Annotated in this window: 9 protein-coding genes; 6 read left to right on the top strand and 3 right to left on the bottom strand. The window is 45.1% G+C overall.

Annotated features, from left to right (window positions below):
- From BCT49_RS02780 to rhlB, 3 genes are all read right to left on the bottom strand, one after another.
- Window positions 1–1,301: winged helix-turn-helix domain-containing protein (locus BCT49_RS02780; protein WP_102434049.1), on the bottom strand; the 1,301-nt coding region annotated here is incomplete at its 3' end.
- Window positions 1,302–1,551: 250 nt separating this feature from the next.
- A complete protein-coding gene (gene gppA, locus BCT49_RS02775) occupies window positions 1,552–3,045 on the bottom strand; it encodes a guanosine-5'-triphosphate,3'-diphosphate diphosphatase (protein ID WP_102434048.1) in 1,494 nt (497 codons plus the stop codon).
- Between the two features lie 6 nt (window positions 3,046–3,051).
- Window positions 3,052–4,362 (bottom strand): ATP-dependent RNA helicase RhlB, encoded by a 1,311-nt coding sequence (gene rhlB, locus BCT49_RS02770; RefSeq protein ID WP_102434047.1) that lies wholly within the window; start codon window positions 4,360–4,362, stop codon window positions 3,052–3,054.
- Between the two features lie 111 nt (window positions 4,363–4,473).
- Here rhlB and trxA point away from each other — a divergent pair, with 111 nt between their 5' ends.
- The 6 genes from trxA (at window position 4,474) to fre (ending at window position 10,306) form a co-directional block, all read left to right on the top strand.
- Window positions 4,474–4,800, top strand: a complete 327-nt coding sequence (trxA, locus tag BCT49_RS02765; RefSeq protein ID WP_010440700.1) for a thioredoxin TrxA — start codon at window positions 4,474–4,476, stop codon at window positions 4,798–4,800.
- Window positions 4,801–5,000: 200 nt separating this feature from the next.
- Window positions 5,001–6,260, top strand: coding sequence for a transcription termination factor Rho (gene rho / locus BCT49_RS02760; RefSeq protein ID WP_010440702.1), 1,260 nt, complete (start codon window positions 5,001–5,003; stop codon window positions 6,258–6,260).
- Between the two features lie 110 nt (window positions 6,261–6,370).
- On the top strand, window positions 6,371–7,366 hold the full coding sequence (locus BCT49_RS02755; protein WP_102434046.1) for a hypothetical protein: 996 nt from the start codon (window positions 6,371–6,373) through the stop codon (window positions 7,364–7,366).
- Window positions 7,367–7,464: 98 nt separating this feature from the next.
- Window positions 7,465–9,306 carry a 4-hydroxy-3-polyprenylbenzoate decarboxylase gene (ubiD, locus tag BCT49_RS02750; RefSeq protein ID WP_102434045.1) on the top strand — a complete coding sequence of 614 codons (1,842 nt, stop codon included), beginning with the start codon at window positions 7,465–7,467 and terminating at the stop codon, window positions 9,304–9,306.
- Window positions 9,303–9,572, top strand: coding sequence for a 2Fe-2S iron-sulfur cluster-binding protein (locus tag BCT49_RS02745; protein WP_102434044.1), 270 nt, complete (start codon window positions 9,303–9,305; stop codon window positions 9,570–9,572). Before ubiD ends, BCT49_RS02745 begins: the two co-directional genes overlap by 4 nt.
- A 20-nt stretch (window positions 9,573–9,592) precedes the next feature.
- A complete protein-coding gene (gene fre, locus BCT49_RS02740; RefSeq protein WP_009848201.1) occupies window positions 9,593–10,306 on the top strand; it encodes an NAD(P)H-flavin reductase in 714 nt (237 codons plus the stop codon).
- The last annotated feature ends 433 nt before the right edge of the window (window positions 10,307–10,739 follow it).

Below are 10,739 nucleotides of genomic sequence, written 5' to 3'. Positions count from 1 at the left end.
AATTCACTATGCCACTTCAGCATCGACAATAAGATCTTCATCGCTTTTTCTGGGTCGTCCTCAGAAAGGGCGATGATGGCGTTGGCATCATAGGCGCGCGCCAACTTACCTTCAGCCAATAAGCGCTCTAGCCTTGGCTTCGCATCTTGGTTCAGTTGGGCAATGGCCTGCTTTTTACTGCCTGATGAAGCGTAAAAGGTATTCATTATCTTACCGATGTAGTTCGCCACGAACACAAAATCATTACTAGGGTCTAATTCCTGCGCTTTTTCGAAGTAATCCATCACCATTGGCAGTTCTGCACGGTTATACAAAACACCTAAGCCGCTGAGTGTGTACTTGAGAGCTTCGGGTTCTGTCGGTAGTTGGCTAATACTTTCTGTAATCTCTTCCTTGGGCACTTTGATGTACAGAGAATCTAAGACGTCATCTACCATGCGATAAAGCGTGTGATGAAGCTCTGGCAGCTCTGTTGGGTAACGACGGTTGAGGTGCGATCTATCCGATATGTTGTTGTGATAACGCATCGTGAGTCGGGTGTGTTTACCGTCTCGACTTGGGCTTGTGCCGAAGGTCAGCTTGATCGCAGCAATCTTCTGTAAGGGTTCACTGTGTACGATGCGAATACCACTGTACGCGCTGACATATTCAATGAACTTGGTGACGGTGCCGTAAAGTACCGGATCGTTTCTGACATCATCGCTGATCTCCAAAACGACATAACGAAACTCATAATGTCGGAGTTGTGTTGTTGGGGGGCTGTCTATACTGCCAGCCTTGTTCGAGGCGGAGTAGAGGATATAGCCAGATTCTAAAACAACAATGGTGCCAAGCAATAAACCAATCATCAGGTTTCGTTTGTTGGGTTGGGTTTCTTTTGTTGGTATTTCAGGAGTAGGCACAGCGGCTGATGGTGAGGATTGTGCACTATTGTCGATACTGATTGGCTCGGCGGCTTGTTCGGTTTCGATTTTGCTTTGGATAACATCGGCTTCGAACTTATAGCCACGTTTCGGTACGGTAATGATGTAGCTATTGTGGTGTTCGGAGTTCTGCTTGAGAACTTTGCGGAGTTCAAACACGGCTTGTGTCACGACTTGATCGGTGAGAATCATACCGCTCCAGACGTTATCGATGAGTTCGTCTCGGGTATGGGTTTGCCCAGGATTAAGGCAAAGGAATTCCAGTAGCTTGGTTAATCGCTTATCGATCGTGACCGTTTTGTTGGCAAACAGAATCTGACCTTCATTGGGTATGAATAGCCACTCATCAACACTAAAGCACGAGTTCTTCTCCAGCATATCCTTCTCCTGCATACCAACAACACTCCCTGTGTTTTATCACCACCTTATTAACTCTATTACATAATGTAATGAATTTGTTGTAATTATCTAGTGGATTTTGAGATGTACGTGACAGGCTTAGTATTTGAAACGGTAAATGAAGTCGCACGGGTTTGTTATTGACGAAAAAAAGCTCTCAAGGTTGAGAGCTTTTTAGATTTGAATGCTTGTGGGCTACTTACTTATGGGCAAATTATGCAGCGAAGGGTTATTGCTCCGCGATAATGAGTGGCCAACCAATATCAGTTTGTCTATTGGATTCGATTTCTAGCTCTGCGGCTGTGAGAGGGTTGTCTTGCAGCCATTGCTTGGAGATCGTAAGTGTCAGATTGTCGCCTTCTGTCGTCAGTTGAACTTTAGGTTCCAGTTCAGGGGTACGACGATGGGTAAGCAAAATAGCTAAACGCAGAATACGTAAGATACGTTTGCTGCTCGTACCAGAAACGGCGTGTTGCTCTGGTAGTGAGGTTAATTGCTCACGGTAGCGACGAGCTAATTCACCCAAGTAGTGCTTTTGAGCTCGGGTAAAGCCTGGCAAGTCTAAGTTCTGTAGCAAGTAAGCGCTGTGCTCACCGCCTTTTTTGAAATCAATGGTTAAACCGATTTCATGAAGTTTCGCAGCAGTTTGCAACAATACACTAGCTTGAGGTTCTGAAACCCAAGTTTCGGCTCCTGCTTGTTCAAACAACGTTTGTGCGAGTACAGCCACTTGCTCACCATAGTTCACGTCCATTTGGTAGCGAGATTGAACGCTTGTCACGGTACGTGCACGGATATCTTCTTGGCGCAGTTCGTCAACCATCTCGTAGGCTAGGCCTTCACGCAGTGCGCCGCCAGCGAGTGTCATTGAATCAATTTCAAGCAGCTCAAAAATCGCGATAAGAATAGAAAGCCCACTTGGGAACACGAGTGCACGTTCAAGGGTTAAGCCTTCTATCTCTAGCTCTTCTAAGCGCTCTGTAATCATCGCTTGTTTCTGTAGACGCTTAAGTTTGGCATGAGTAATCACTTCATCCATGCCTTGCGCCAACATGATTTCTTGCAGTGCTTGAACGGTGCCACTTGCACCCACACACACATCCCATCCGATATCAGTGTAGCTATCAAGAATAGGAGCCAACGTAGACTTAGCCGCTTCAATGGCGTTGTCAAAGTTGGTTGCGGTTAATTGGCGATCTTTAAAGTGGCGTTCCAGCCAAGTAACGCAACCCATCTTTAGGCTGGTTAAGGCTTTGGCAGAGAAACCTTCACCGATGATCATCTCGGTACTTGCACCACCAATATCAACCACTAGTCGGCGGCCGCTGCCACCAGAAGTGTGTGCTACGCCTTTATAGATAGTCGCAGCTTCTTCTTCACCAGAGATAACATTGATGTCGTAACCGAGTATCTGGTTCGCTTTCTCTAGAAAGATATCCACATTAGTCGCGGTACGCAGGGTAGCGGTACCGACAATGCGGATATTTTCTTTTGGAATATCTTGCAGTCGCTCTGCAAAGAGACTCAAACAGTCCCAGCCGCGCTGCATAGCTTCTGTACTAAGCGCATTATTTTCATTTAAGCCTGCAGCTAAACGCACTTTGCGCTTAATCTTAGCCATGGTTTGAACGCTGCCATCGATATGACGCACAACGAGCATATGAAAACTGTTCGACCCGAGGTCGATTGCAGCGTAAAGCGGGGGTGACACTGTTTGACTCATAAGCGACTAAGCTTCCTTGTTATGACGCGGTTGGCGTGGGCGACGGTTCTGGTTTGGTTTACGGTTACCGTTGCGTGGACCATTGTTGTTTGAGCGACGTTGTTGCGGGTTACGTGTACGTAAGCGCATCGGTGCTGGCAGATCTTCCAGTAGTGCAGAAGCATCGTAGTCAGACATTGGGATAGCGTGCTCAATGTATTCTTCGATTGGTGGCAAGTTGATTGCGTAATCTTCACAAGCAAAGCTGATCGAGTGACCGCTTTCACCAGCACGACCTGTACGGCCGATACGGTGAACGTAATCTTCACAATCGTCAGGTAGGTCAAAGTTGAATACGTGTGTTACTTGAGGGATGTGTAGGCCACGTGCTGCAACATCTGTTGCGACAAGCAGGTCAACATCACCTTTAGTGAATTGCTCAAGAATCTTTTCACGTTTCTTCTGAGGAACATCACCCGTTAGCAAACCAACACGGTGACCATCGGCAGCCAAGTGGCCCCAAACTGATTCACATTTGTGCTTAGTGTTAGCGAAGATGATTGCGCGATCTGGCCATTCTTCTTCGATTAACGTTTGTAGAAGAGCCATTTTGTGTTCGTTAGGAGGGTAGAAAAGCTCTTCTTGAATACGGTGACCAGTTTTACGCTCAGGTTCAACAACGACATGCTCTGGGTTGTGCATGTGTTCGAACGCAAGTTCTTGTACGCGGTAAGACAGCGTCGCAGAGAACAGCATGTTCAGGCGATCTTTAGGTTCTGGCATACGACGGAACAAGAAGCGGATGTCTTTGATGAAACCAAGATCGAACATGCGATCAGCTTCGTCAAGAACAACAGCTTGAATGTGGTTAAGGTTAAATACCTTTTGTTTGTAGAAATCGATGATGCGACCAGTAGTACCAATTAAGATATCTGCGCCTTCTTCGATTTTACCTAGCTGCTTGTCGTAGCTCTCGCCACCGTAAGCTAATGCTGCTTTGATACCCGTGCTTTCAACCAGAGAGTCAGCATCGTTGTAGATCTGAATCGCGAGTTCACGCGTTGGTGCCATAATAATCGCACGTGGCTGATTAGGCTTGCGGCCTTCATGCTCAGGTGTTTTTAGCAGGTGGTTGAATGTAGCAGTAAGAAACGCTAGCGTTTTACCAGTACCCGTTTGGGCCTGGCCTGCGATGTCTTGGCCGGTGAGCAGTACCGGGAGCGCCAAGGCTTGGATAGGGGTACAGTAATCGAACCCTTTTTTCTCCAATCCTTCAATGACTTGCGGGAGTAAATCCAAGTCGGCGAACTTTTGCTCTGTGATATGCGTCTTTTTCATTGGTATAGAATATCAGCTTAAGCTTGCAATACGAAAGTAAATACATTCCAATAGGGCATCTATTTACTGGTTATCATCCAACCAGTTCTAAAAAATACATTGGAGTGGAAGATGAGTGATAAGATTTTGCAGCTAACTGATGACGGTTTTGATAACGATGTGATCAACGCTGCAGGCCCGGTTCTTGTTGATTTTTGGGCGGAATGGTGTGGTCCATGTAAAATGATTGCTCCGATTCTTGATGAAATCGCAGACGAGTACGAAGGCAAACTCACTATCGGTAAATTAAATATCGACCAGAATGCTGGAACTCCACCAAAGTTTGGTATTCGTGGTATTCCGACGCTACTTCTTTTCAAAGATGGCGGCGTAGCAGCAACTAAAGTTGGTGCATTGTCTAAAACTCAACTTAAAGAGTTCCTAGACGCTAACCTTTAATTAGGTGAGCCTTTGAAAAGAAACCGCGCAGTTAACAAATGCGCGGTTTTGTTTTTTCTAAGCTATGGACTAGTCTTAGTTTTAGTGCTAATTTATCGCACGTTAATTGAACGAATTTCTCTTCTTGGTCGATCCTGTGACCAACTCCTTCTTAACTTAAGAAAACAGATCCTATTTTGACTAAACAAACTTCCACCACTATGAATCTTACTGAACTGAAGAACAGACCTGTGTCTGAACTTGTTAAACTTAGCGAAAGCCTAGGTCTTGAAAATCAAGCTCGTCTAAGAAAACAAGACATTATCTTCTCCATCCTTAAAGCGCATGCAAAAAGTGGTGAAGACATCTTTGGTGATGGTGTTCTAGAAATTCTTCAAGACGGTTTTGGTTTCCTGCGTAGCGGCGACAGCTCGTACCTTGCTGGACCAGATGATATTTACGTATCACCAAGCCAGATTCGTCGTTTTAACCTTCGCACAGGTGACTCGATTGGCGGTAAAATCCGTCCACCTAAAGATGGCGAACGTTACTTTGCACTGCTTAAAGTAAACACGGTTAACTACGACAAGCCAGACAACGCTCGTAACAAAATTCTTTTTGAAAACCTGACTCCTCTTCACGCCAACGAACGTATGGTGATGGAAGCGGGTAACGGCGCGACTGAAGATATCACAGCTCGAATTCTTGACCTTGCTTCACCAATTGGTAAAGGTCAGCGTGGTCTGATTGTTGCTCCGCCTAAAGCCGGTAAAACAATGCTTCTGCAAAATATTGCACAAAGCATTGCACGCAACCATCCTGAGTGTGAACTAATGGTTCTACTTATCGATGAGCGTCCAGAAGAAGTAACAGAAATGCAGCGCCTAGTTAAAGGCGAAGTAATCGCATCGACTTTTGATGAGCCAGCATCTCGCCACGTACAAGTAGCAGAAATGGTAATCGAGAAGGCGAAGCGCCTTGTTGAACACAAAAAAGACGTGGTTATCCTACTGGACTCAATCACTCGTCTAGCTCGTGCTTACAACACTGTGATTCCTTCATCAGGTAAAGTTCTTACTGGTGGTGTTGATGCGAATGCTCTACATCGTCCAAAGCGTTTCTTCGGTGCGGCACGTAACGTAGAAGAAGGCGGTAGCTTAACTATCATCGCAACAGCACTGGTTGATACTGGTTCTAAGATGGATGAAGTTATCTACGAAGAATTCAAAGGTACAGGTAACATGGAACTGCACCTTAACCGTAAGATTGCTGAAAAGCGTGTATTCCCTGCGATTGACTTCAACCGCTCTGGTACTCGTCGTGAAGAGCTTCTTACGAAGAACGATGAACTACAGAAGATGTGGATCCTGCGTAAGATTGTTCACCCAATGGGCGAAATCGATGCAATGGAATTCCTTATCGATAAGCTAGCAATGACTAAAACGAACGATGAGTTCTTTGACGCGATGCGTCGTCAGTAGTCTTGATTAGCTGATAGTTATTAAAAAGCGCTGCCTTCGGGTGGCGCTTTTTATTTGCATTTTGTGGCGACAGCTTGCAGAATGACCAAAAGTGTTACAAGGAAGTTAAAATGCAACATGGACTGTTGTCATCATTACTCCTGTCTACTTCACTGTTACTTTCCCCGGTCGGTATGAGCTATGCCACCGAGATGTCTCCAACTACAGTAGAGTCTTGGCTTGAGAATGATCAAGTAAAACTGAAAACTGCTGAATTACTCGAATTTGTCGTACGTGACGAAGTCAATTCGCTGCGCTTCGCACTCGAGCGTCTGACATTTCCTCAGCAAGAGGTGGCTCGTTACCAACTCTTGAAAAAGCTCGAACAGCAAAAAGTCGTACTCACGCCTAAGATGTCTATCTTCATTGAGCAGCAACTTGCTATTACGCCAACTTACCAAGTATTGGAACGTGGCGATGGCTATGAGTTTACGGTACCTGCCTTTAATTACCCTTCGATTGCTAACCGATTAATCAAACAATGGCGCCAAGACCAAAAGACACTGGTTTTTGTGTTAGATGCTGAGAAGCAACAACTCGATTTAAAAGAGTGGTTATCTGGCCCTGAGCATCAAGCCCAAACTCGAGAAGCACTGTTAATCAGAGAGCTTGATAGTTTGTCTCCTGAAGCCGTTGATTATCTGACTAAGCAACTGACCAATTCTTCTATTGTAAGCTGGTTACCCTCAACAGAAGTGGTGGTTCGACTGGCACAGGTCAGTGAAGACCCTGAAGTCTACAAGATTTTATGGCGCATGAAGGCTGACTACCATAGCCAAGCAGAGCTGGTACGTCTTGCTGAAACCAAACAAGCGTTCGCGCTTGAACAGGTTATGGCTGCGACCAAGAACCCGCGCTTGAAAGATGAAGCCATCATGTTATTGACCAAGGTGAACCCGCTCTCAGAAGAGGTGAAACAGTTTCTTGTCTCTAGGATGGCGATAGCCGATGAAGCCTCATTAGTTGCTCGTGAACTGGCAAAACAAGGTCACACTCGCTGGTTGCAAGATCTTGTGAATGATAACCCTCAGGTTAAGAGTTCTTTGATCGAGCAAGCATTACCTTAAAGTGGATTTTGGCTCTTAATAACCTTACTAAAAAGGGGGATCTCAGTGTCGCCCTTTTTGATATACTGAGCGCAGAATAATCAGCATGTAGAAGCCCTATGAGTTTTAAAGATTTACGTGATTTTGTCGACCATCTTGAAAGCATTGGTCAGTTGAAACGCATTTCTCACCCTGTCGACCCAGACTATGAAATGACCGAGATTAGCGACCGTACTCTACGTGCTGGTGGCCCGGCTCTTTTATTTGAAAACCCTGTAGGCTATGACATGCCTGTTTTGACCAATCTATTCGGTACTCCTGATCGCGTAGCCATTGGTATGGGGCGTCAAGAGGTCAAAGAGTTACGCGAAGTGGGTAAGTTGCTTGCTTACTTAAAAGAACCTGAGCCACCGAAAGGTTTTAAAGACGCTATCGATAAGCTGCCTGTGTTTAAGCAAGTCTTAAACATGCCAGCTAAGCGTCTTCGTAAGGCGGCCTGTCAACAAATCGTATGGCAGGGTGATGACGTCGATCTTGATAAAATCCCGGTGATGAGTTGCTGGGCTGATGATGTCGCACCATTGTTAACATGGGGTTTGACCGTTACGCGTGGTCCGAACAAGAAACGCCAAAACTTAGGTATCTATCGCCAACAAAAGATCGGTAAGAATAAAGTCATCATGCGTTGGCTAGCCCACCGTGGTGGCGCGCTTGATCTACGTGATTGGATGGAAACCAACCCAGGCAAGCCATTCCCTGTATCGGTAGCGTTTGGTGCAGATCCTGCCACGATTCTTGGTGCCGTTACGCCAGTTCCAGATACCTTATCGGAATACGCGTTTGCCGGTTTATTGCGTGGTAGTAAAACTGAGGTCGTTAAATCAATCAGTAACGACTTAGAAGTGCCAGCGAGTGCTGAAATCGTAATGGAAGGTTACATCGACCCGAATGAGTTCGCAGACGAAGGGCCATACGGAGACCATACTGGTTACTACAACGAGAAAGAAAAGCATCATGTGTTTACTATTACTCATGTAACCATGCGCGAGAATCCGATCTATCACAGTACCTATACTGGCCGTCCACCTGATGAGCCCGCAGTATTAGGTGTTGCGTTAAATGAAGTGTTTGTTCCTATTCTTCAAAAGCAATTCCCAGAGATAGAAGACTTCTACTTGCCACCTGAAGGTTGTTCGTACCGAATGGCGGTAGTGACCATGAAGAAGCAATACCCAGGTCACGCTAAGCGCGTGATGATGGGTGTATGGTCTTTCCTACGCCAATTCATGTACACCAAATTTGTCTTGGTATGCGATGAGGATGTTAACGCTCGAGATTGGTCTCAAGTGACTGCTGCCATGTGTGAACATATGGATCCGTCTCGTGACAGCCTGATGATAGAGAACACACCTATCGATTCACTAGACTTTGCATCGCCAGTGGTAGGTTTAGGCTCAAAAATGGGTTTAGACATTACTAAGAAGTGGGATGCGGAGCTGGCACTATCACCTGATGCTCAATCTTTACCTATAGATAGTCAGCATATTGAAGGTTGCATAGCTGAGCTAACCGAAACCTTCCCTGAAATTATTGATATTCACTTACAGAATGATAATGCGTGCATGGTCGTTGTGTCTATCGATAAACAAGCGGTAGGCAATGGTAAGAAAATCATTGAAGCGGTTTGGTCTCAGTTCGATGAGAACAAGTTTGTCATCGTGTGTGATAGTGACGTTAACGTCAGTGACTGGAATGACACTATCTGGGCGGTGACTACAAGAATGGATCCGGCAAGAGATACGTTCTTCCTGAAAAACCAAACTGGACATTCAAAAATGGGTCTAGATGCGACGAACAAGTTTGAAGGTGAGTGCCTGCGTGAGTGGGGTGTTCCAATCACTAAGAACCCAGACGTCGTTAAAAAAATTGATAGCATCTGGGAACAACTAGGAATCTCATGAGCTTCCAAGTAGTCTTATACCCAGAAAATATCAGCTTTACCGTAGAAAAAGGGCAAACGGTTTTGGATGCTGCGCTCAACAGCAATGTCAATTTTCCAAACCGCTGCCAAGTTGGTGCATGCGCTATGTGTATGTGCAAAAAATTAGAAGGCCAAGTGAGTTACCACCTTGAACCCATGCTTACAGAGAAAGAGCAGCTACAAGGTTGGATTTTTGCTTGCCAAGCATTTGCAGAAAGTAATTTAGTTCTAACCTTTGCCGATTAAGGGTTAGTGAGAGGAAGAACATGACTATTAAATGTAAAGTGAAGTCTATCGAGCCATTAGCTTGTAACACTTACCAAATCCTACTTCACCCAGAAACGCCAGTAGCTTTTAAAGCGGGTCAATACTTGATGGTTGAAATGGGTGAAAAAGATAAGCGTCCATTTTCGATTGCAAGCAGCCCTTGTCGCCATGAAGGCGAGCTTGAGTTACACATTGGTGCCGCTGAGCACAATGCTTACGCTTCAGAAGTTGTTGAGGCAATGAAGAAAGCGCAAGCTGAAGATGGCGACATAGCTATTGATGCTCCGCACGGTGATGCATGGGTTAAAGAAGAAAGCGATCGTCCTCTGTTACTCATTGCTGGTGGTACTGGCTTTAGCTACGTGCGCTCTATTCTCGATCACTGCATCGCGCAGAACAGTAAAAAAGAGATTCATCTATACTGGGGCGCAAAAGATGAGTGTCAGCTGTATGCGAAAGAAGAGCTTGTCGACATTGCAGCAAAACACAGCAATGTACATTTTGTACCAGTAGTAGAAGAAGCACCTGAAGTTTGGCACGGCCAAACTGGTAATGTACTTGAAGCAATCACGCAAAGTTTCGAATCATTAGCTGATTTCGATATCTACATTGCGGGTCGTTTCGAAATGGCAGGTGCTGCAAGAGACTTGTTTACTCAGAATAAAGAAGCAAAGCGTGACCATATGTACGCAGATGCTTACGCATTTATCTAAGAATACTTTTAGATTTAGAGCAAAAAGAGAGCAGAAATGCTCTCTTTTTTCCGTTTAGGTGAACTATTAGGCACTTAACCTCTATTTATTCATTTTTCATGAAAAAGTAGTTGCTAAGCTGAGTGGGTTCCCTATAATGCGACACCACTGAGACGGCAGACGCCACAAGGCTTCAGCAATAATCAGTTAGACGGAAAGCGACAAAAATTAATTTTCAAAAAGTGTTTGACACTGAATGTTAATTCGCTAGAATGGCCGTCCACTTAGAGAGGCTCCTTACTTAAAAGGAACGCTCAACAAGTGAAGCTCTTTAACAATTTAAACCTATCAATCTGTGTGGGCACTCGTTGATGAATATCAAAACGTTATTACTTAGGTAATGACAGTTACTTCGGTAACAAACTTGATTTCAATGAACTGAGTGACCAATACG

Source organism: Vibrio lentus (genome assembly GCF_002875945.1).
GTDB lineage: Bacteria > Pseudomonadota > Gammaproteobacteria > Enterobacterales > Vibrionaceae > Vibrio > Vibrio apostichopi.
The sequence above is the reverse complement of the archived record's forward strand: the minus strand, read 5'-3'. Positions and strand labels throughout refer to the sequence as shown.

Coding starts and splice junctions, on each gene's coding strand:
- trxA (WP_010440700.1), top strand. CDS start 4,474: ATGAGTGATAAGATTTTGCAGCTAACTGATGACGGTTTTGATAACGAT.
- rho (WP_010440702.1), top strand. CDS start 5,001: ATGAATCTTACTGAACTGAAGAACAGACCTGTGTCTGAACTTGTTAAA.
- BCT49_RS02755 (WP_102434046.1), top strand. CDS start 6,371: ATGCAACATGGACTGTTGTCATCATTACTCCTGTCTACTTCACTGTTA.
- BCT49_RS02745 (WP_102434044.1), top strand. CDS start 9,303: ATGAGCTTCCAAGTAGTCTTATACCCAGAAAATATCAGCTTTACCGTA.
- ubiD (WP_102434045.1), top strand. CDS start 7,465: ATGAGTTTTAAAGATTTACGTGATTTTGTCGACCATCTTGAAAGCATT.
- gppA (WP_102434048.1), bottom strand. CDS start 3,045: ATGAGTCAAACAGTGTCACCCCCGCTTTACGCTGCAATCGACCTCGGG.
- rhlB (WP_102434047.1), bottom strand. CDS start 4,362: ATGAAAAAGACGCATATCACAGAGCAAAAGTTCGCCGACTTGGATTTA.
- fre (WP_009848201.1), top strand. CDS start 9,593: ATGACTATTAAATGTAAAGTGAAGTCTATCGAGCCATTAGCTTGTAAC.